The sequence below is a fragment of the Marinobacter sediminum genome, assembly GCF_023657445.1.
Lineage (GTDB): Bacteria > Pseudomonadota > Gammaproteobacteria > Pseudomonadales > Oleiphilaceae > Marinobacter > Marinobacter sediminum_A.
On record NZ_JAGTWY010000001.1, the window covers coordinates 3,544,636 to 3,566,137 of the forward strand.

Sequence of the window (21,502 nt, forward strand, 5' to 3'; positions counted from 1 at the left end):
TTTTCCCAGAAGAAAAGGTGCCGCGCCGCAGGGGCCAGACTCCGGACTCAGGCCTTGCCGCCGAGCAGAATCCGCACGGCGGTGCAGGCATCTTCCAGCTCCTCTTCACGAGGTTCGCGACCACCGATAATGTCACTGTACAGACAGGATTCTGCCAGCCGGACCATGAAGTAGGACAGGCTATCAATGTTCATGGGCGGGTTGATGTAGCCGGAGGCCGCCTGATCCCGGAGGGTGCGGGTGTTGGCTTCCACGGTGCGACTGTGCAGGGTGGACTGGGACGACGTCAGGATTTTCAGGGCGTATTCGGGATCCTCATGAATGAACCTGCGCAGGGGGGCAAAGTGCAGGATGTTGGAGTTGATCTGACGGTAGACGCCAACAATGAAGTCCACTCCGTGCCCCGGCACGGTCGACAGAGCTTCCAGCCGCACTGGCTCGTAAAGTGACCAGAGCACCTCGCCCAACAGGAGGTCTTTGTTGCCTACCCAGCGGAACAGCGTTGCACGACCGATATTGAGTTCATCAGAAAGGGACGCCAGGTGAATGCGTTCGCCCTTGAGCCACATACGCCTGGCCCGTCTGAACGCATCGGCCGGCGTCGCTCTGGTTGTTGCTTTCGCTGTCACTGAAACCTCATCCCGGAGTTTGATTTCATTCTAACGACAAAAAAGGAAAGCCGCTATGAAGACCAGAATTACTGAATTATTTGGCATCCGGTACCCGATCATTCAGGGCGGCATGCACCATGTGGGCTTTGCCGAGCTGGCTTCTGCTGTTTCCAATGCAGGGGGGCTTGGGATTATTACCGGTCTGACCCAGCCTACACCGGAAGATTTGGCGCGGGAAATTGCCCGCTGTCATGAGATGACTGATCAGCCTTTCGGCGTCAATCTCACCTTCCTGCCCTCGTTCCAGACGCCGCCTTATCCGGAGTATATCGACGCCATTATAGAGGGCGGGGTGAAAGCCGTGGAAACCGCAGGTCGGAGCCCGGAGCAGTATATGCCCCAGCTCAAGGCGGCGGGGATCAAGGTGATTCACAAATGCACCTCGGTTCGTCATGCCCTGAAAGCTGAAAAGATTGGCTGCGATGCCGCCAGTGTGGACGGTTTCGAGTGCGGTGGTCATCCGGGTGAAGATGACATCCCCAATTTCATCCTGCTGCCCCGGGCGGCGGAGGAGCTCACTATTCCGTTTGTTGCCTCCGGTGGCATGGCCGATGGCCGGAGTCTGGTAGCTGCCATGGCCCTCGGTGCCGAGGGCATGAACATGGGTACGCGCTTCCTGGCTACGAAAGACGCGCCCATTCATGACAATGTGAAACAGGCAATCCTCGAAGCCGATGAACTTCAGACCCGGCTCATCATGCGTAACCTGCGGAATACTGAGCGGGTCATGAAGAACGCCGCGGTGGAGGAAATCATCCGGATTGAAGCAGAAAAGGGCGAGGCGGAAACCATCGACGATATCCGGCATCTGGTAACCGGTGCGAAGGGTCGGCTGGTTCTTCAGGAAGGCAAGATGGATGAAGCTGCCTGGAGCTGCGGCATGGTCGCCGGATTAATTCACGACATCCCGACCTGTGATGAGCTGGTCAGCCGCATCATGGCCGATGCTGAAGCCATCGTTCGGGAGCGCCTCACAGGCTTCCTGACGCAGAACCGTTAAACCTCCGGCAGCCCCGCCTGTTCAAGTCACGCCCGCCATTACCTGGCTGGGCGTGATGGTTTTGTGATATTTCCGCTATACACTCTTTATCGTGTTGTGATTCCACCGTGAGTGGCCGCTGCAAGACTGTTGGTGTGGCCGGCATGCTGTCGGCTCAGACCAAAAATCAGACGGAGAAATCACAATGCGACACATGACCCGAATGCTTGTAATAGCCGGCCTGGCGCTGATGGCGCCGTTGGCGGTGGCTGAAGAAATGAAGAACGACGCTGGCATGATGGATGATGAGCCCATGGCGCAGAGCATGGCAAATGATGGCATGGAAAAGGATGACATGGCCGATGACATGGGGCACGGTATGAAAGACCAGACCATGCAGTCCGACGACATGGACCACATGAAAGATGATGACATGAAAGGCCAGCCGATGGACGATAAGACCATGGATGACAAGGACACCATGTAGTCGATGGTGCCCGCAGAGGGGATCAGAGCCAGGAACTCATGACGCGAACCATACTGATCATTGAAGACAACCCCGGCATCGGCGAACTGGTGCGCATGCAGGTAGCTGATCTGGGTATGCAGGCGGTTCTGGTTGATCGCGGAGACGACGGCCTGGAGCGTTTTCGCCAGGGCGGCGTTGATCTGGTGATCCTGGATCTTATGCTGCCGGGTATGGACGGTCTGGCGGTTTGTCGTGAAATCCGGTCGGTTCCTGGCTACGTCCCCGTGCTCATGCTTACCGCCAAGAGTAGCGAGCTGGACCGGGTCCTGGGCCTGGAGATGGGCGCCGACGATTACCTGACCAAACCCTTCAGCGTGGCCGAACTGGCTGCGCGCATCAAGGCTCTGTTTCGCCGGGTGGATGCCCTCTCTGCCCGTCAGGCAGAGGGGCCCGAGGCCGACGAGGTGGAAGTGGACGGTTTGCGGATTGATCCGGTTCGTCGCCGGGTTTTTGTGGATGACCGCGAAGTGGAACTGACTGCCCGGGAGTTCGACCTGCTCTGGCACTTTGCCTGTCACCGCGGCCGTGTCTTTAGCCGGGCCCAGCTACTGGATTCGGTCTGGGGCTACAATCATGAAGGCTACGAACATACCGTCAACACCCACATCAACCGGCTCCGTAACAAGATCGAGGTGGATCCGGCCAACCCTCGCTATGTCCAGACTGTCTGGGGCGTGGGCTACCGGTTTATGGACTGAGCCATGGCACTGTCGCTGTTCCGAACCCTCTATGCCCGGCTGGCGCTGGGCCTGTTCCTGCTGCTGGTGATCGTGGGCGGGCTGTTTACCGTGCTCAGTCTGTATTCGGTGCGGGAATACACCGCCGCGGTCAACCAGGAACTCAACCGGGATCTGGCCAGCCACCTGGTATCTGACCGCAACCTGGTGACCGATGGACGGCTCAACAGTAATGCGCTCAAGGAGCTGTTCGAGCTCTATATGGCCATCAATCCCAGTATCGAGATTTACCTGCTCGACCGGGAGGGGCGCATCCTTTCCTATTCCGCCGATCCGGACAAGATCAAACGCAATCGTGTCTCTCTGGCGCCAATCCAGACCCTGCTTTCCAACCCTGAAACCTACCCGCTGCCGGGAGATGATCCACGCAGCCATGACCGGCGCAAGGTCTTCTCGGTGACGCCGGTGCCGTCCGAAAAGAACCCTACCGGTTACCTCTACGTGGTACTGCGCGGGGAGGAATACGATATGGCGGAGAGCATGGTACACAGCAACCGGCTGCTGCAAATGGGTGCCGGCGCCCTGGCGGTGAGTCTCTTTGTCGGCCTGCTGGCGGGGCTGGTGTTCTTCCGGTTGCTGACCCGGCGGCTCTCACGGCTGACCGAGCGGGTTGAAAGCTTCGAGGCGGGCGATGCCGGCCCGGTTGCCTCTGAGGAAAATGAGCGGGTTCCGGCCCAGGGCGACGATATCGATTACCTGACTGCGCGCTTTGACCAGATGGCCCGACGCATTGCCGCCCAGCTAGACCTGCTGAAGGACAAGGACCATCAGCGTCGCCAGTTGGTGGCGCAGGTCTCCCATGATTTAAGAACGCCCCTGGCTTCGATTCAGGGCTATCTGGAAGCGCTGCAGCTGAAGCAGGCTGAACTGAACCCGGCTGAGCGCGCCCGATTCCTGGAGGTTGCGTTGGCGGAGACTCATCGCCTGGGACAGCTGTTAGATGAGCTGTTTGAGCTGGCGGCGCTGGAAGCGCGGGAGAAGCAGCCGGACCTGGAGCCGTTCCTGATTGCCGAACTGGTCCACGACGTGGTGCAGAAGCATCAGCCCGAGGCGGAACGGGCAGCCGTTAATCTGGACATCCTCAGTGCCGACGCGGTTATGGTGAAGGCCGATATCGCCATGACTGAAAGGATTCTCGATAACCTGATCAGCAATGCCATTGGCCACTCACCGGCGGACAGCAAGGTGACCCTGGCGGTGCAGCGCAGTGAGGGTGGCGCCCGGATTGTCGTGGCCGATTCGGGTTCAGGTATCGATACGGATGACATTGAGCATTTGTTTGAACCCTTTTATCAGGCCTCCGATTCTGCCCGCACAGGCCATGCTGGCCTGGGGCTGGCCATCGCCCAGCGAATGGCGGAACTGCAAAGGGGACACATTTCCGTCCTGAATCGAATATCGGTGGGTGCCGAATTCCAGGTCTGGCTGCCTGGGAAATAAATCTTCTCCGTTATAGATTCGTAATAATCCGTGAACGTTTTCGTGAAACCGCGGCGTTACGCTGGAAGCATGAAATCATTCACAGGAGATGTCTCATGAAACGCAAAATGATGGGTATGATTACTGCGCTGGTGCTGGGATCCGCTGGTGCCTTTTATGCGGCTTATGCCGGAGCAGACAAGCACGGTGCACAGGACACCGAATTCGCTCCCGATAATCCCGACCTGGCGGTCGCCACTTTTGCCGGTGGCTGCTTCTGGTGCGTGGAGTCCGGTTACGAAAAGATTCCGGGTGTGGTCGAGGCCGTGTCCGGCTATGCCGGAGGAGACGAGCCGAATCCCAGCTACAAGCAAGTCTCGTCCGGCAGGACGGGCCATACCGAGGCGGTGCAGGTTTACTATGATCCGGACCAGATGACCTATGAGGGGTTGCTACAGGGCCTGTGGCGAATCATGGACCCGACCGACGCCAACGGTCAGTTTGTGGACCGGGGCCAACAGTACCGTCCGGCGATCTTCTATCAAAATGCTGAGCAGAAGCGTCTGGCGGAAGCAGCCAAGGCTGAATTGCAGGCTTCAGGCGTTTACGAGAAGCCGGTGGTGATCGAGATAGTGCCGCTGAAGAAATTTTACCCGGCGGAGGAGTACCATCAGGATTATTACAAGAAGAATCCGCTTCGCTACAAATTCTACACCTTCAATTCGGGGCGCTATCAGTTCATTGAGAAGGTTTATGGCGAAGACTATGAGCTGGACTTTTCCCAGTTTCAGCCGGCGGCGATGAAAAACGGCACCATGGATAACATGGGCAAGGGCTTTGATCCCGAGAGTTTCGTAAAGCCGGATCAAAAGACCCTGAAACAGCGCCTGACCGACCTGCAATATGAGGTAAGCCAGGAAGACGGAACCGAGCCTGCGTTCAACAACCGATACTGGGACAACACTAAAGCCGGACTGTATGTGGATATCGTGTCCGGCGAACCCCTGTTTTCTTCCCGGGACAAATACAAGTCCGGCACCGGCTGGCCCAGCTTTACCAGGCCCATTACCGAGGATGCCGTTGTAGAACGGAAAGATCGTTCGTTTTTCATCAGCCGCACCGAGATTCGTAGCCACTATGCCGACTCACATATTGGCCATGTGTTTGATGATGGTCCGGCCCCCGCAGGCCTGCGTTACTGCATGAATTCTGCTGCGATGGAATTCATTCCGCTGGAGGACATGGAAGCCCGTGGCTACGGTGAATACCTGGACGACGTAACCGGTGGCCAGGGCAGTTAAAGCCAGAGATCCCTGATGGGCGTCTGCGGGCTGAAATGATGATGAATCTGGGCCTGCAGCAGTTCCGCCGTCGCGATGGCGTCGATCAGGGCATTGTGGCCTGCGTAGTGGGGAAGACCGTACCGGGTTCGGCTGTCACCCAGGCGGATAGACACCGGTTGCTTGCCCAGTAACCGCTGCCATTGGGACGGCTGGCGATCGGGATGGAGGTGGGCTTCAATGGCCATGGTATCCAGAACCGGAAACTGGATGCCTTCGCCCAGTCGCCATTTCAGGGCCACGTCCATAAACCCGCGTTCAATGCTTCGGTAATGAACCACAGCGACGCGACCCTTCAGCAAGCCAAAAACCTGATCAAGAATTTCCTCGAGGTCCGGAGCCTTTTCAATATCTGCGTGGGTAATGCCATGGATCTCGATAGAGGTCTGGTGCAGTGGCAGCTTCGGACGAACCACCCAGTGCCGTGCCGCCCCCAGTTGTATGCCGGTCAGGGAAAACGGAACCAGGCCCATGCTGACAATAGAATGCTGATTTGAATCCAGACCCGTGGTTTCGAGGTCCAGGGCGACCATCGGAACCTCGGATATCGGTGTGTCCGGCGCAACACAGCCAGCCTCGTAGAAGTCTTTGAGCAGAGGGCTTCTGGCCTCCTGTGCCAGTATCTGGAAGCGTTCTGGCCAGCTGGGAGCTGTTGTCGGATCGTTGGCGGAATTACTGGACATTCCGACCCACCCCGGCGTTGTAGCGGAATCTCAGGAACTTCTGGGCGTTGCTCACCACCTGGAAGGCGTCTTTCAGGTGGCTGCGCTCAAATGGTGACAGGTCCTCCGGGTGCACGTTGTTGTCCGGCTCGTGGCCACTCTCAATGGCCAGGGCCTGGTGACGAATCCGGACAATGGCAATGAACTCCAGGGCATCGCGAAGGTTGCCCAGATCGTCATCCAGAATGAGCTTGGTCTTGCCAATTACCTTCAGGCGTTCGAAGGAATTCTGGGCCCGGGAGCCACAGGCCAGGGCATGAACACGAATGAGGTCGGACAGCGGCGCAGTTCCCCGGCGTTTCAGGTTGAAGCTTTTGCGGTGCTGGCCATCTTCTTCCAGTACAAAGTTGCGGAAGAAACCGATCGGCGGCGTCCGGTTCAGCGCGTTGCGGGCCAGCAGGGTCAGGAAGCGCTGACTGTTGCTGGCCTTTTCGGCCACGAGGGATTTCAGATCCTCGGCAAAGTCCGTCTTGCCGTGGATGCCGTCAAGGTCAAAGAAAATGTTGCTGTTCAGCAGGGCCTCGGCCTTGGGGTTTTCAATCCAGTCAGTGAAATAGTCTTTCCAGACTTTCAGGGGCTGTCGCCACTTCTGGTTGGTGGCCATGATCTCGCCCGTGCAGTAGGTGTAGCCGCATTCTGCAAGGCCATCGCTGACAAATTTGGCCAGAGCGAGAAAGTAGGAATCGTGCTCTTCCGGCACAAAGCTGTCGTCCAGGATCATCGCGTTGTCCTGGTCGGTGACGACCAGTTGTTCGTCCCGGGCCATGGAACCCAGGGCCATGAAGCAGTATGGGATGGGGGGTGGCCCGAGTTTTTCCTCGCCCAGTTCCAGCAAGCGCTGGGTAAAACTGCGCCCGATGCCGGCCATGGCACTGCCAATCATGTGTGAGTTGGCATCCTCGTTGACCATGCGCACGAAACTGTCACGGACATCCCGACTGATTTTCTTCAGGCCGGAGCTGTCCTTCTGACGATGAATGTTGCTGACCAGGTACAGGCTGCTCTGGCTTTCGTACTTGACGATGTCCGCCAGCGCAATCACTCCGCGGACCTCGTCTTTGTCCATCAACGGCAAGTGGTGCACGTTGTTGTGCAGCATCGTCAACATGGCCTCGAAAATGAAGGCACTGGTGCGGATCGTGATCAGGTCTTCGGTCATGATCTCACTGATGGGAGTTTCCGAGGGCAGGGCTTCGGTCACCGCCCGGGTACGCAGATCGCGATCGGTAATGATGCCCTTGAGTCGAGGATGGTCGCTGTCGCTATCCATCAACAGCAGGGCAGACACTCCGTTGTCGGTCATGATTCGGGCTGCCTCCTGCAGTCGAACCGTGCACGGGGCACACACCGGCTCCCGGGAAATCAGCCGGGTAACCCGGGAGGTCATCAGTTCGTTGGACTTTTCCCGACGGGAGAGTGCCGAGCGCAGACGTGATTTGTCCTCGACCTCGACATAATCGGCGAAACTGTCATCGCTTTTGAACAGGTACTGGAAAGTTTCCTCCGGGATCCGATAGACGAGCGTGTCTTCCAGAGCGGTGGCCGGAAATCGGACATTCTGTTTCATTAGCAGGCCGAACTGACCAAAGATTTCACCTTCGCTGATGCGGCTGTAGAGTTCGCCGGAGCGCCGGAAAAGTTCCACCGCGCCACTACGAATGTAGTAAAGCCAATGGTTGGCAGTGCCGAACTCCAGGATCGTACTGCCCGCGCGGAAGTACTCCACTTCAATGTTACCGACCACCTGGTCGAGCAGGTCCTCCGGCATCTCGTCAAATGGCGGGTAGTGGGCCATATGGTTGCGAATATCGATGAGCTCGGCCTGCATAAAACTCCCTGTTCGGCGTGACTGAAAGTGATTGTTGATGAGGGAATATAGCAGTGCTGGTTCGCAGGTACCACGTCGTGGATTTGATAGATTTAATTGACCACTTTGTGCCCTGTTGCTAGCCTTGGCCCACTTTTTCCAGGTGTCCGTCGTATAGCGCGACGGGTGAAACGGGAAATCGGTGAGTCTGGCTGTCAGCCAGAGCGAATCCGATGCTGCCCCCGCAACGGTAAGCAGGATAACGACAATCTGTGCGCCACTGTGCTTATGGCATGGGAAGGTGATTGTCCGGGAACCATAGGTTCCGCCTGCAAGCCCGGAGACCGGCCTGGAAAAATACCCGGAGTTGCGGTGGGCTGCTTGGGTGGGCGACATTCCGGTCCGCTTTGCCGATGCCAGTTTATCGCCCGCCCTTCCTCTCTGTTCCGCAGCCAAAACCATAATACCCGTGCGGGTGCGCGCGGTGTGCGGAGCAAAAAACATGATATCCAGATTACCTTTTCCTGCAGTATTGGCTGGCGCGGCCATGGCAACCCTGCCTTTGACGGTAGCGGCCCAATCTCTGGCCAGGACCGATGGGCTTGATCCGATCGTGGTTACCGCCACGCTTGGCCCGGAAACAGTGGGCGAGAGTCTTTCCTCGGTGACTGTGATCGACCGGGATGACATACAGCGCCAGCAACCCGCTGAGTTCCGGGACCTCCTGCAGGCCCAGCCAGGCATCAATGTTGTCTCGGATGGCAGCTATGGCAAAACCACCAGTGTCTTCCTCCGGGGTGCGGGCAGTTCCGGCACGGTCCTGTTGCTGGATGGTATCCGCCTGCGTTCGGCCACTGCCGGCATCCCTCCCTGGCAATTCTTGCCGCCGGCATTGATGGGTAAGGTTGAGCTGGTGCGAGGTGCCAAAAGCTCCCTGTATGGAGCCGATGCCGTTGGTGGCGTTATTCAGGCCTTTACACTCGACCCCGAAGCCGGTCGCCAGGGGTGGGCCGGGTTGTCCGGTGGTTCCCACAGCACGGCAAAGACATCGGCAGGTATTGCTGGACGGGAGGGTCGCACCGCGCTGTTGGCAGGCGGTATCTATTCTGATTCCGACGGTACCAGCCTCCGTGAAGGTGGTGAAGATAAGGGATTCCGAAATGCGGGCGGTCTCGCCAAGGTCAATCATCGCTTTGACCAGGGCGGCGGTGTCGGGCTGACTGTGTTTCAGTCCCAGGGCAACACCGAATTTGAGGGTGGGGATACCGATTTCCTGATCCGCGCTGCGGGGCTGCATCTGGAAGCCGTAGCCAGCGACTACTGGCGCACCCGCATCCAGTTCTCCGAGTCCCGGGACGAACAGGATACGTTTGGCTCCTACCCGAGTGTCTACGATACGCTGTCCCGGTCTGCACGCTGGGAGAATACCCTGACGGCGGGTGTTCACGAGTTTGTGATTGGCTCGGAACTGATGGTGGACGAGGTTGACGGCAGTGACCAGTTTGCAGAGGATAGCCGAACCAACAGTGCTGTTTTTGGCCAGGCCCGTTTCAACCTTGACGCCACGGATCTGATGCTGAGCCTGCGCCTGGATGACAACGAGGCCTATGGCAAGGAAGAAACCGGGGGCATTGCCGTCGGTCATCAGTTTGATCGTGCCCACCGTATGCGCCTGAGTTATGCAACCTCCTTCCGGGCACCCACCTTCAATGATCTGTATCTGACCGTGCCTTTCTATTCGGGTAATCCGGACCTGGATCCGGAAGAGGGTCAGATGGTGGAAGCCGGTTTTTCCGGTCGGTATGACACCTGGTTCTGGGACGTCGCTATTTACCAGAATGACATCAAGGATCTGATTACTTACGTCTCCGATCCGGTAACGTTCAATGGCACCATGGAGAATGTGGAGACGGCCCGTATTCGCGGTGTCGAGCTTTCCTCCGGTTTCGAGACGGTTAACTGGAATGTGAGCGCGGCCGTGACCTACGCGGATACCGAGAATCGTGATACCGGCGCGCGCCTGCCTCGCCGGGCGGAGAAGAATGTTCGACTGGATATCGATCGATTATTTGACCAGTGGTCTGTCGGCGCGAGCCTGATCGCTGAAAGCGACCGTTACAACGATGCCGAAAATACCAGCCTGCTGGCGGGTTACGGCACTCTGGATGTACGGGCGATGTGGCGTTTCTACCCGGGATGGTCTGCCGGCTTCAAAGTGGATAACGTGCTGGATCGCCGCTATTCCACCAGCCGCGGTTATGACAGTACTACGTTCGAGCCGTTCGACTATCTGGCTGCGGGTCGCACGTTTATGGCCTCGGTACGCTATGATTTCGCCCAGTAATGCCACCTTGGGGACAGGTTCGATAACCTTATGAATGTGTGCGGGCCAGCCAACTACCTGATTGTTCTTTGCCTGATGCTGCCGGGCCTGGCTCTGGCGGGCCAGCAGTGTGCAGAGGACGGGTTGGCCCGCGACGTTTGTCTGGCAGAACCGGCACGGCGTATTATTTCGCTCTCCCCGGGAGCCACTGAACTGTTGTTCTCGGCCGGTGCCGGGGACAGGCTGTTGGCCGTCAGTGCCTGGAGTGACTATCCGAAAGAAGCGGCGGAGCTGCCCGAGGTGGGTGACAGCAATCGCCTGGATCTGGAAGCAATAGTGGCATTGGCACCGGATCTGGTGGTGGCCTGGGTGGATGGCAATTCCCGGTCTCAGCTCGACAGGTTATCCGCCCTTGGCATCAATGTATTCTGGCTTGCTCCCCGGAGTTTTGAGGATATTGCCCACGCGGTTGAAAGCCTTGGCTTACTGACGGGGCAGCCGGCCCTGGGCGCAGAGCGTGCGGATGCCTTTCTGCAGGGCATGTTGACGCTGGAAAAACGGTTTGCCACTGCCCGCCCGGTAAAGGTGTTCTATCAGGTATGGAGTCAACCGTTGATGACCGTCAACCGGGAGGAACTGATCAGCAAGGCCATTGCACTGTGTGGTGGTATCAACGTGTTTGGTGATCTGCCCCGGCTGGTGCCGAGAATCAGCACCGAGGCGGTAGTCGCCGCGAACCCTGACGTGATTGTCACTGCTGGCCGTGGCGACAGTGACCCGCAATGGCTGGAGCACTGGCAGCAGTTTCCGGAGATGACGGCTGTCGCCCGGGATAACCTGTTCCTGGAGCCTCCTTCGCTGTTGCAGCGACCGACCTTCCGTATGCTGGACGGCGCCCGTCATCTCTGCCACACCCTGGAGCGGGCCCGTGCCCGTCTTTAACATGCTCCGTCCGCTTTTTCTGCTGGCCCTGGCAGGGCTGGTGGCGATGGTGGTTTCCGTGAGTATCGGCAGCAGCCCCATTGCCCTGAGAGAAACCCTGGCGGTTCTGGTGGGTGGCGGCAGCGAGTTGCAGCAGACGCTGATTCTGGACTTGCGATTGCCTCGGACCCTCAGTGCCTTCGCGACGGGCGGCTTGCTGGCTGTAGCCGGTGCCCTGATGCAGGTGCTTCTGAGAAATCCGCTGGCGGATCCATACATCCTTGGGCTATCCGGTGGTGCAGCAGTCGGGGCTTTGCTGGCCATGCTCGCAGGCGTCGCGGGTTTCCTGGTGTCGGGTTCCGCCTTCGCCGGTGCCATGCTGGCGACCATGCTGGTGTTCGGCCTGGCCCATGGCAGTGGCAGCTGGACCCCGTCCCGCCTGTTACTGACGGGGGTGGTGGTTGCTTCCGGTTGGGGTGCACTGATCACCCTTATTCTGGCCATGACCCCGGCCAGTCGCCTGCCCGGCATGCTGTACTGGCTGATGGGGGATCTGTCTCACGCCGGTTCGCCCTGGCCGGCGCTGGTGATACTCGCTGTGTCCTGTGTCCTGGTCTTTCCTTTGGGCCGGACACTGAATGTGCTGGCTCGTGGACCCATGCAGGCGGCCGCGCTGGGGGTATCTGTGCGGCCAGTGGAATGGTTGATCTATCTGCTGGCCAGTGTGCTGACAGCAACGGCCGTGACCATGGCCGGAAGTGTCGGATTTGTCGGGCTGGTGGTGCCCCACATGCTGCGGCTGGTGCTGGGTAACGATCAGCGCGTGATCCTGCCGGCCTGTGCCTTGGCCGGCGGCGCATTGCTGGTGCTGGCGGACGCCCTGGCGCGGGTGGTGATTGCGCCGGAACAGTTGCCGGTCGGTGTCATAACGGCCCTGATCGGCGTACCCACATTTCTTTATCTGTTGTACCGGAGCCGATGATGACAGTGCTGGCAACGGACAATCTCATTATCGATATTCCTGGCCGGGAATCCGGAGTGCCACTGAATCTGAACGTCCAGCCTGGCCAGATATGGGGGGTCCTGGGACCGAACGGTGTTGGCAAAACCACCCTGGCCCATACCCTGGCCGGTCTCCGGGAGCCCCGCGGTGGCAGACTGTTGCTGGATGGTCAGCCGGTGGCCGGGATGAGGCGCAAAGTGGTGTCCCGACGGCTGGGGCTGGTATTCCAGGACCGGCAGGATGGTTTTCCTGCGACGGTGCTTGAAACGGCCCTGATCGGTCGTCATCCGTGGTTATCGTCATGGCAGATGGAAAGCAGTGAAGATCTCGTCATTGCCGAAGCGGCACTGGAAGCTCTGGATGTGATCCATCTGCGTGACCGGCTGGTAAACACCCTGTCCGGAGGCGAGCGCCAGCGTGTCGCAATTGCGACCCTGATGACCCAGTCCCCGGATATCTGGTTGCTGGACGAACCCAGCAACCATCTCGATCTGCACCATCAGGTTGCGATGATGCAGCTGCTCACCGGTCAGGCGAAAGCGGGTCGGGCCGTCTTCATGTGCCTGCATGACCTCAACCTGGCGGCCCGCTGGTGTGACCATTTGCTGCTGATGTACCCGGGCGGCGAAGCATGTTGGGGTGAGGCAGAGACCATGCTGGTTCCTTCTGCACTGGAACAGCTATATGGTCAGAAGCTTGTGACGGTTGAGGCTGATGGTGCGCCGGTTTTTGTGCCGGCGAGGTAGTTCGGGCCGCACCGTTTCAATAGTCAGGGAGGGGTTATGGCATTTACCACAATTTATGAGCGCGCTTTGGCCCGTAAGGGTGGGGAAAAGGCCCTGCAGGCTTTGTTACCCCGGGTTGCCGAAGCCGGAGACCTGGAAGCGCTGGGTGATGACCGTTACCTCTCGGAAATCACCCGATGTATCTTCAAGGCCGGTTTTGTCTGGCGCATCATCGAACGCAAATGGCCGGGTTTCGAGGCGGCTTTCGAAGGCTTTGTCCCGCTGTATTGGCAGCAAGTGCCACCGGAGGTGCTTGAGGACCTGGCCCGGGACGAGCGCATCGTGCGCAACATGCAGAAAATCCGTACTGTGCCCGAAAACGCCCGCATGATCGTGGATGTTGCCCGGGAACATGGCAGCTTTGGTGCCTTCCTGGCCCAATGGCCGTCGGAAGATGAAGTGGGCCTGCTGCTGTGGCTCAAGCGTCATGGGGTGCGACTGGGGGGAGCTTCGGCCCAGTATTTCCTGCGCCGGGTGGGCTGGGACGGTTTTATCCTGTCCCAGGATGTGATCACCGCCCTGCGCCGGGAAGAGCTGCTTGATGCATCGCCGGGCAGTAAAAAAGCACTGGTTCAGGCGCAGGAGGCATTTAACAGCTGGCATCAGGAGACCGGTATGCCGTACAGCCATCTTTCGCGCATTTTGTCTTTTACGATTGAAAGCTGAAGCCGTTCATCAGACGCCGCGCCCCGTTGTGTTTCTGTCCGTGTGGTCTATAGTTTCAACGATAGGCGCATGGTAGGGATGCAGCGGCTTTCGGCAGTCACTTCTGAACCTTAGTTACCATTCAAGCAGTGCATTATCGAGGGGCCAGGCATTTGCGCCTGTCTCGTCTTGACCCCCGGCAATCTAATCTACGCATCAGTGACTGATACCAGGCACTGAATAGGGGGGTACGCCATGAATAGTAAACGAAGCAACGTTCCCGGAGTCATACTCGCGATGACAGTCATCGCCCTGTTGGCCAGTGCACCCCACGCAGTGGCTGCAACCGCTGAGGACCTGCACAGAGATGCCCGGCAGGCATTGGAGACGCTTTATGGAACCAATGCCGTTGCCAAAACGCTGTCGGATGGGGCCAAGGCAGTGCTTGTTTTCCCCAATATTGTGAAAGCTGGCCTGGTATTTGGCGGCAGTTATGGTGAGGGGGTGTTGATGAAGGGCTCCGAGGTTGTTGATTATTACAACTCCGTTGCCGGGTCCTGGGGGCTGCAGATAGGTGCGCAGTCATACTCCTATGCCGTATTTCTCATGACAGATGAAGCAGTTGACTACCTGGAGAAGTCGAAAGGCTGGGAGATTGGTGTGGGTCCAACCGTTGTTCTGGTGGACGAAGGTGTTGCGAAAAACCTGTCGACATCTTCGCTCAAGGATGATGCCTATGCCTTTATCTTCAGCCAACAGGGTTTGATGGCAGGGATAAGCATTGAGGGTACAAAAATTTCCCGCATCAATCGCTGAACTCTTCCGGATTGAGGCGGGGTGCTTATCTTAAAAATTAACGCCCGGTATTCAGGAAATACCGGGGAGCTCAGGGCTGGCATTGGAAGTTGGCAACCAGATCTCCACACACAGGCCGGTCTGGCCGTCATCACGATCCGATAATGTCAGGCTGCCCTTGTGCAGTTCTGCGATCCTGCGCGCAATCGCCAGCCCCAGTCCGGCACCGGCACCCTGCCGCTGATCCAGGCGGGTAAACCGGCTTAGAGCCCGCTCACGGGCATCAGTTGGAATGCCAGGGCCCTGGTCGCAAATCCGGATGCTGAAGCCATTGTCGGTGTTCCTGATTCTGGTGTTGATCTGGGTGCCTGCGGGACTGTACTGGATAGCATTGGCGAGCAGCGAACGCATCAGTGTGGCGATCAGTGCGCTGTGACAGTTCACCACTGCATTGCGTGCCGTGTCCTCAAGCACAGGGTCAATCCCCTTCCGGAGCGCCAGCGGTGCGACATCAGCGATGCTCTGTTCCACCAGCGCCGAGAGATTTTGCGGCTCTGGTTTGAAGTCTGTGCCGGAATCCACGCGGCTAAGCAGCAGCATCTGTTCGACCAGATGCACCATCCGGTCGACCGACGCGGTCAGTCCTCTGAAATCATCCGGGTGTTTGTCACTCAATTTCTCGAGATTTAGTCGCAAGGCTGTCAGGGGCGTGCGAAGTTCATGGGCAGCATCCGCCGAAAACCGGCGTTCCCGTTCCAGGGCCTGGTTCAGTCGTCGGAGCAGGCCGTTGACAGCGTTTACCAGCCCGGCCACTTCTTTCGGAGCCTGCCGCTCATCCAGTGGATGGATGCGTTCGGGGGCCATGTATCGTACCGGCCTTTCGAGCCGTCGAAGTGGTCGAAAACCCACCTGTACGGCGATGATCACTGCAATGACCAGCAGTGGCAGAGCCAGGAAAATTGGCAGGATGTTTCCGAGGGCAAGTTCCTCACTCAGCTCGTCACGGACATCTTCCCGCTGTGCGGTACGAATCCAGAATCCCGTCGTCGGGTCTTTCATGGTGAACGTGCGCCAGCGAAATCCGGTTACCTCCGCCCACGAGAAACCCGGATAAAGGCCCAGTGCGTCATCGGCCCGAAGGGTGTCCAGCAATGGCTCCCGGTCTGGCGACCAGACTTCAAAGGCGATTTTTTTCTCATATTTGTGACCGGCGCCTCTGGGCAGGATTTCGTCGTCTTCGGTTTCGTACAGGGCACTTTCTGGAAGCTGGAGGGTCTTCGCGAGAATGGTGGCTAGTTGATCCTGTGACTGGGTATCCGACAGATGCTGAACCAGCCCCTGAACGATACGTGTGCTCTGGGCCAGTTCGGCGTCAAACAGCTCTTCCAGTTGGTGGTTGCTGACGTAAAAACCCCAGCTTGCGGTAATCAGAGTGATCAGCAGAACGGTGGTAACCACCATGAGCGTGAGCGTTCGGGTAAGACTCATGCATCGTCTCCCGCTGCGGCAGCCTGGCTGTCCAGCAGATAGCCAACCCCTCTCACGGTACGAATGGTGGATTTTCCGATCCTGCGCCGCAAATGATGCACATGCACTTCGAGAGCATTACTTTCTGCTCCGTGTTCCCAGCCATACAGCTGTTCTTCAAGGCGACGGCGAGTCGCTACCTGATCCGGATGTCGCATCAGGTAGTGCAGAATCTGGAATTCGCTTCTGGGCAGAGTCAGAGTTTCATTATCAATTGATAAATGCCCGGAGTCCGGGCTGAGTGTCAGGCGACCGACGCTGAGCCCGCTGACATTGGCACTGGCACCCCGGCGGGTGATTGCCCGGATACGTGCTTTTAATTCGGCCATGGCAAATGGCTTGGTGAGATAGTCATCGGCGCCGGAATCCAGGCCCTGAAGTTTTTCGTCGAGTTCAGTGCGGGCAGTCAGAATAATAATCGGCGTTTGCACGCCTTGCTGTCGTACTCGTCTGACGATATCGAGGCCATCGACCCGTGGCAGCGTCAGGTCAAGTATGACCAGGTCGAAGTGTTCGTCGCCCAGTGCGTTTAATGCCTGCTGTCCATCATCGAGCCAGTCGACTGTGTTCTGGTCCTCCCGGAGCATATCCAACATCGTATGAGCCAGAAGGTGATCATCTTCAACCAGAAGAATGCGCATATGATATCCCTGCATGAAAACGGCCTGAGTTTGGCACAACAACCTTAAGGGCAGCTTAAGAAAACTGTCCACTCGTTTTAAGCCTGATTTAAGACTGTAGACCTATTCTGACATTCACATTGATAGGGCCCGACCTGTTCGCCGGCCCCCTGGAGAGTGCCTATGTCAGACCCGCTGATGATGTCCGCCTGTTGTCCCCTGGATTCAGAGGAGGTGGTACCCGCCATTCGCTGTGCCGGCCGCTGGTTGTGTGAGGTGGCGCCGGACACCGAAGTGGCTGGGCGCGTGGGGGATTTTATTCGTCGCCGTTTTCAGATGGCCTATGGCGCGGAGCCGGTCCTGAGAATTCCGGATCTGCTGGCGCTGACCACGGCACAGGGTTCATTGCTGGCTGCGGTTGGCGTTCGCAATGCCTCCCGGGCGCCATTGTTCCTGGAGGACTATCTGGAAGAGCCCGTTGAAAACCGCATGCCGGTTTCGGGAACCCGGCGTCAGCACATTGCCGAAATTGCCCATCTGGCCGGCGTGGAAGCCGGGGTCAGTCGCTATCTGTTTGCCAGTCTTGCCGTCTGGCTGAACAGTTCCGGTTATCAATGGGTGGTCTGTACCGGTACCGATCAGTTGCGGAACAGCTTCAGCCGCCTTGGTATTGCCACCCATATCCTGTCAGCAGCGGACCCGTCGCGCCTGGCTGACGGTGGTGCTGGCTGGGGACACTATTACGATCATCACCCGGCTGTGATGGCACTGAATGTGGCTGAGAGTCTTGTTGCCCTTCGGGCGATCGGGCTTTTGAAAGTGACTCATCCGGTCACTGGTGTTGTCGGTGAGAACAGGTCAGCAATGGGAGGTCGTTATGGCCACACTGCCTGAATTGTTGGCTGCCCGGATAGCATGCCAGCCGGATGCCCCGGCGCTGAAGGGGCCGGATGGATTCGTGAGTCGCAGGGAACTGCACGACGCTGCCACCACAGTTGCTGCTGCCCTGAAACGGCATGGCGTCGCTCGTGTGGGGTTGTGCGGTGATAACACCGTGGCCTGGGTCATCGCCGATCTTGCCTGTCTGATCGCCGGTGTGGTCTGTGTTCCGGTCCCGGTTTTTTTCTCCAGGAGCCAGACAGAACACCTCATTGCCCGTGCCGGCCTTGATGGCCTGCTTTGGGCGGAACCGGGAACGAACCGGGAGGGCCTCGGTCACGGTGTCTGGTTAGCGACACTGCCTGTTACCGCGGAATCGGCGAGGATTCCGGAAGGCACAGCCAAGATCACCTTCACCTCTGGCAGCACCGGCACGCCCAAAGGCGTTTGCCTGTCTGACTCACAGATGGCAGCAACCACTCTCGCCCTGAAGCAACGCCTTGAGGGTGTCGAGCTTCGACACCACCTCTGCATTCTGCCGCTCGCCACCCTGCTGGAAAACATAGCTGGCGTATACCTGCCTCTGCTCATGGGTGCAGTTGTCGAGCTGGCGCCTCTTAAAAGCCTTGGAATGACTGGCAGCAGCGGACTGGACGCGCCCAGGCTTGTTGACAGTCTGAACCGGACAGGGCCGGACTCGGTCATTCTGGTGCCGGAGCTGGCCGCCCTGCTGGTGGCGTCTGCCGAGAACAGAGCCCTCGATCCGGCGACGTTCCGTTTTCTTGCGGTCGGAGGCGGCAAGGTTTCCCCGGATTTGCTGGCCCGCGGCCGCGCCGCCGGCCTGCCATTGTTCGAGGGGTATGGGTTATCTGAGTGTGGTTCTGTGGTCGCACTTAATGTCCCGGGTGATGATTGCCCGGGAACCGTTGGCCGGCCTCTGGGCCACGTTCAGGTGGAGGTTGGCGGTGACCGGCAGGTCCGCGTCGGGGGCAACACCCACCTTGGTTACCTGGGAGACGCACCGCAGAGTGAGGAAACCTTTGAAACTGGCGATCTGGGCTATCTGGATGCCGATGGTTTTCTGTCTGTTAACGGCCGTTCCAAGAATCTGCTGATTACCAGTTTCGGTCGCAATATCAATCCGGAATGGCTGGAAAGTGAACTGATTCAGGCGGTGGGCGCGCATCAGGCCGTCGTGTTTGGTGACGGTGAGCCCCATCCCCTTGCGCTGATCACGGTGACGGATGGCCGATCTCCGGACGAGCTCGCTCTCGACCTGAAGCGGCTGAATGAGCGCTTACCAGATTATGCACAGCTGGATGCCGTGTACATCCGTCGACAGTTGCTGAACCAGGCAGAAGGTTATCTGACCGCCAATGGCCGGCCGGTTCGATCACGCATTCAATCGGACTTGCCAGCATTGCTGGCAAAAGCCTTTCCCATTTTTACCACTTTATCGTTTATCAACGAGCCAGGAGAATCTCACATGGCATTTTTTGACAGATTGCAGCAGGAAACCGCGGAAGCCCGCGCGCACGTGACAGGTGCACCGGTGATCCGCGCGATTCAGGAAGGTCGCTTTGATCTGGCGGGTTACACCTGGTTCCTTACTCAGGCCTATCACCACGTCAAACATACCGTGCCGCTGATGATGGCTTGTGGCAGCCGGTTGCCGGAGCGGATGGAGTTTGTCCGCGAAGCGCTGGTGGAATACATCGAGGAAGAGTACGGCCACCACGAGTGGATTCTCAATGACCTTGAAGCGTGTGGCTCCGACAAGGAATCCATCCGTAATGGCAAACCAGACATCGCCATTGAGCTGATGGTGTCTTATCTCTACGACCAGATTAATCGCTGCAATCCGGCGGCCTTTTTCGGCATGGTACAAGTGCTTGAGGGGACCTCGATCGAGCTGGCAACTCCGCTTGGTGAGGAGATTCAGAAACAGCTTGAGTTGCCTGACAAAGCGTTCAGCTATTTGTATTCCCACGGTGCCCTGGACCAGGAGCACTTCGAGTTTTTCCGCAAGCTGATGGATGACATCACCGATCCGAAAGATCAGCAGGCCATTATTGATTCAGCCCGCGTGGTCTATCGCCTCTATGGAGACATGCTCCACAGTATTCCTCTTCGAACTGGTCGTGAGGAACAGCAACATGAAGCTGCATAACCGCGTATTTCTCCTTCTGGGTGGGACTGGCGGTATCGGCAAGGCATTGGTGGAGCCACTGATCCGGGCCGGTGCCAGGGTCATTGTCGCCTCACGCCACCCCGAGACGCTGCCCCATGTGAGCGGAGCATCTACGGTTCACCTGGATCTCGCTGGACCGGATCTTGAGGGCCAACTGGTGCGGCTGACCGAGGCCTATCCGGAGATTGACGGCGTCATTCATTGCGCCGGCCAAAACCAGTTTGCCAGCCTCGATAAGTTACCGGTGTCGGCCATTGATGCCCAGATATCGGTAAACCTGCGCAGCGCCATGCTGGTGGGGCGCCATTTTGCCCCGCGCTTCGAGAAAGCCGGTTATGGCGCTCTGGTCTTTGTCGGATCAACCTTTGGCAGCATTGGCTTTCCCGGTTACACCGCGTACTGCGCCACCAAGTTTGGTTTGAGGGGCTTTTCCGAGGCGCTGCGTCGGGAGCTGGCAGATACCCCGGTTCAGGTGATTTATGTCGCGCCACGGGCGACGGCAACGGCGATGAATCCGGAAGCGGTCAGTGAACTCAATCACGCACTGGGTAATACCATGGATTCCCCGGAAATGGTGGCAGGCGAGATCCTGAAATCCATGGAGAATGATGATCGTCGTCGCTTCCTGGGATGGCCGGAAAAACTGTTTGTGATTATCAACGGCATCCTGCCACGGATTGTGGACAAGGCCATGTTGAAGCAACTGCCGGTTATACGGCGTTTTCTGAACTCGGGAGTATCGTCATGAAATGGATAGCACTGATCTTTGCGGGCCTCATCGCCATGCCTCTGTGGGCGGGGGATCTCGATCAGCAGTTGGCCAGCATTCAGCAGCGCTGGGCCGAAATCCAGTATCAGGTTCCTGACGATCAGAAGGAAAAGGCCTTTGAAGCCCTGGCCAGGGACGCTGAGGGGTTTGCTGCCAGTTACCCGGGCCGCGCCGAACCGCTGATCTGGCATGGGATTGTGCTTAGCACCTACGCAGGGGCGAAAGGTGGGCTTGGAGCCCTAGGGCTGGTTAAGGATGCCCGCAAGTCTCTTGAAGCTGCGATGGCGATTGATCCGGCGGCCCTGCAAGGCTCTGCCTATACGTCTCTGGGAAGCCTCTATTATCAGGTGCCGGGCTGGCCGTTAGGCTTTGGTGACGACGACAAGGCTCAGAAGTTTCTGCAAAAGGCGCTGGAGCTTAACCCTGATGGTATGGACCCGAACTATTTCTTCGGAGATTTCCTGCGTGAACAGGATGAGTCGGAGCGAGCCCGTGTTTACCTTGAGAAAGTCCTGATTGCCCCGTCGCGTCCGGGAAGGGAACTGGCGGATACTGGCCGTCGTGAGCAGGCGAAACATTTGCTCGACAAGCTCTGATTTCCGGCCGAGGGCGCGCCCAGTCGCGCCCGGTATTGGTGTGCTGGCGAGGCGGACCCGCAGGGAAATGGTCAGAGCACTGTGTCGCTGGATACCTTGATTGGTTGGGCGGATAATCGTCTTTACCTTGCCATGCAAGCCGGTCGTGACTGCGTGGTTAGAGCATCAGGAATACTGCGCATATAAGAAAAGAACATTTCACCTCATATTCTATTTTAGTATATCCTTAGAATTAAATTTATAG

Annotated in this window: 20 protein-coding genes and 1 riboswitch; of the genes, 15 read left to right on the forward strand and 5 right to left on the reverse strand. The window is 58.1% G+C overall.

Going from position 1 to position 21,502, the window contains the following annotated elements:
- Positions 1 to 47: 47 nt before the first annotated feature.
- Positions 48 to 629 carry a QsdR family transcriptional regulator gene (locus tag KFJ24_RS16570; protein WP_250832217.1) on the reverse strand — a complete coding sequence of 194 codons (582 nt, stop codon included), beginning with the start codon at positions 627 to 629 and terminating at the stop codon, positions 48 to 50.
- Between the two features lie 55 nt (positions 630 to 684).
- Between KFJ24_RS16570 and KFJ24_RS16575 the strand changes: the two genes are divergently transcribed.
- The 5 genes from KFJ24_RS16575 (at position 685) to msrA (ending at position 5,636) form a co-directional block, all read left to right on the forward strand.
- Entirely contained in the window at positions 685 to 1,671 is a 987-nt protein-coding gene (locus tag KFJ24_RS16575) for an NAD(P)H-dependent flavin oxidoreductase (protein WP_250832218.1), read from the forward strand.
- A gap of 184 nt (positions 1,672 to 1,855) precedes the next feature.
- Positions 1,856 to 2,137: a hypothetical protein gene (locus KFJ24_RS16580; protein WP_250832220.1), complete on the forward strand. Its 282-nt coding sequence runs from the start codon at positions 1,856 to 1,858 to the stop codon at positions 2,135 to 2,137.
- A 38-nt stretch (positions 2,138 to 2,175) separates the two neighbouring features.
- Positions 2,176 to 2,877 carry a response regulator transcription factor gene (locus tag KFJ24_RS16585; protein WP_250832222.1) on the forward strand — a complete coding sequence of 234 codons (702 nt, stop codon included), beginning with the start codon at positions 2,176 to 2,178 and terminating at the stop codon, positions 2,875 to 2,877.
- 3 nt (positions 2,878 to 2,880) lie between these two features.
- A complete protein-coding gene (locus KFJ24_RS16590) occupies positions 2,881 to 4,356 on the forward strand; it encodes a sensor histidine kinase (protein ID WP_250832224.1) in 1,476 nt (491 codons plus the stop codon).
- Between the two features lie 95 nt (positions 4,357 to 4,451).
- Entirely contained in the window at positions 4,452 to 5,636 is a 1,185-nt protein-coding gene (gene msrA, locus KFJ24_RS16595; RefSeq protein ID WP_250832226.1) for a peptide-methionine (S)-S-oxide reductase MsrA, read from the forward strand.
- Here the strand turns inward: msrA and KFJ24_RS16600 are convergent.
- Entirely contained in the window at positions 5,633 to 6,358 is a 726-nt protein-coding gene (locus tag KFJ24_RS16600; protein ID WP_250832227.1) for a 3'-5' exonuclease, read from the reverse strand. The genes msrA and KFJ24_RS16600 overlap by 4 nt on opposite strands.
- The gene (locus KFJ24_RS16605) at positions 6,348 to 8,225 is read right to left on the reverse strand and encodes a DUF294 nucleotidyltransferase-like domain-containing protein (protein WP_250832228.1); all 1,878 of its coding nucleotides are present in this window, start codon (positions 8,223 to 8,225) and stop codon (positions 6,348 to 6,350) included. Before KFJ24_RS16605 ends, KFJ24_RS16600 begins: the two co-directional genes overlap by 11 nt.
- A 123-nt stretch (positions 8,226 to 8,348) precedes the next feature.
- Positions 8,349 to 8,571, forward strand: a riboswitch (cobalamin riboswitch).
- Positions 8,572 to 8,706: 135 nt separating this feature from the next.
- On the opposite strand from KFJ24_RS16605, the gene KFJ24_RS16610 reads away from it, so the two are divergent.
- The 6 genes from KFJ24_RS16610 to KFJ24_RS16635 all read left to right on the forward strand — a co-directional run bounded on the left by KFJ24_RS16610 (position 8,707) and on the right by KFJ24_RS16635 (position 14,697).
- Positions 8,707 to 10,548, forward strand: a complete 1,842-nt coding sequence (locus KFJ24_RS16610) for a TonB-dependent receptor plug domain-containing protein (protein ID WP_250832229.1) — start codon at positions 8,707 to 8,709, stop codon at positions 10,546 to 10,548.
- Positions 10,549 to 10,578: 30 nt separating this feature from the next.
- Positions 10,579 to 11,469: a cobalamin-binding protein gene (locus KFJ24_RS16615; protein WP_250832230.1), complete on the forward strand. Its 891-nt coding sequence runs from the start codon at positions 10,579 to 10,581 to the stop codon at positions 11,467 to 11,469.
- A 1-nt stretch (position 11,470) separates the two neighbouring features.
- Positions 11,471 to 12,430 (forward strand): FecCD family ABC transporter permease, encoded by a 960-nt coding sequence (locus tag KFJ24_RS16620; RefSeq protein WP_350455594.1) that lies wholly within the window; start codon positions 11,471 to 11,473, stop codon positions 12,428 to 12,430.
- Positions 12,430 to 13,197 carry an ABC transporter ATP-binding protein gene (locus KFJ24_RS16625; RefSeq protein ID WP_250832232.1) on the forward strand — a complete coding sequence of 256 codons (768 nt, stop codon included), beginning with the start codon at positions 12,430 to 12,432 and terminating at the stop codon, positions 13,195 to 13,197. The genes KFJ24_RS16620 and KFJ24_RS16625 overlap by 1 nt, the downstream gene beginning before the upstream one ends.
- 36 nt (positions 13,198 to 13,233) lie before the next feature.
- Complete coding sequence (locus KFJ24_RS16630; protein ID WP_250832234.1) at positions 13,234 to 13,902, forward strand: DNA-3-methyladenine glycosylase I; 669 nt, start codon at positions 13,234 to 13,236, stop codon at positions 13,900 to 13,902.
- A gap of 276 nt (positions 13,903 to 14,178) precedes the next feature.
- Positions 14,179 to 14,697, forward strand: coding sequence for a YSC84-related protein (locus KFJ24_RS16635; protein WP_250832687.1), 519 nt, complete (start codon positions 14,179 to 14,181; stop codon positions 14,695 to 14,697).
- Between the two features lie 51 nt (positions 14,698 to 14,748).
- On the opposite strand, the gene KFJ24_RS16640 is transcribed toward KFJ24_RS16635, so the two are convergent.
- The gene (locus KFJ24_RS16640) at positions 14,749 to 16,164 is read right to left on the reverse strand and encodes an ATP-binding protein (RefSeq protein ID WP_250832237.1); all 1,416 of its coding nucleotides are present in this window, start codon (positions 16,162 to 16,164) and stop codon (positions 14,749 to 14,751) included.
- Complete coding sequence (locus tag KFJ24_RS16645; protein WP_250832239.1) at positions 16,161 to 16,844, reverse strand: response regulator transcription factor; 684 nt, start codon at positions 16,842 to 16,844, stop codon at positions 16,161 to 16,163. Before KFJ24_RS16645 ends, KFJ24_RS16640 begins: the two co-directional genes overlap by 4 nt.
- 162 nt (positions 16,845 to 17,006) lie before the next feature.
- Here KFJ24_RS16645 and KFJ24_RS16650 point away from each other — a divergent pair, with 162 nt between their 5' ends.
- The 4 genes from KFJ24_RS16650 to KFJ24_RS16665 are packed head-to-tail and all read left to right on the forward strand — an operon-like array spanning position 17,007 to position 21,258.
- A complete protein-coding gene (locus KFJ24_RS16650) occupies positions 17,007 to 17,717 on the forward strand; it encodes a thermostable hemolysin (RefSeq protein WP_250832241.1) in 711 nt (236 codons plus the stop codon).
- Positions 17,701 to 19,872 carry an AMP-binding protein gene (locus KFJ24_RS16655; RefSeq protein WP_250832243.1) on the forward strand — a complete coding sequence of 724 codons (2,172 nt, stop codon included), beginning with the start codon at positions 17,701 to 17,703 and terminating at the stop codon, positions 19,870 to 19,872. Before KFJ24_RS16650 ends, KFJ24_RS16655 begins: the two co-directional genes overlap by 17 nt.
- Positions 19,859 to 20,641 (forward strand): SDR family oxidoreductase, encoded by a 783-nt coding sequence (locus KFJ24_RS16660; RefSeq protein WP_250832244.1) that lies wholly within the window; start codon positions 19,859 to 19,861, stop codon positions 20,639 to 20,641. The genes KFJ24_RS16655 and KFJ24_RS16660 overlap by 14 nt, the downstream gene beginning before the upstream one ends.
- Entirely contained in the window at positions 20,638 to 21,258 is a 621-nt protein-coding gene (locus KFJ24_RS16665; RefSeq protein ID WP_250832246.1) for a hypothetical protein, read from the forward strand. The genes KFJ24_RS16660 and KFJ24_RS16665 overlap by 4 nt, the downstream gene beginning before the upstream one ends.
- The last annotated feature ends 244 nt before the right edge of the window (positions 21,259 to 21,502 follow it).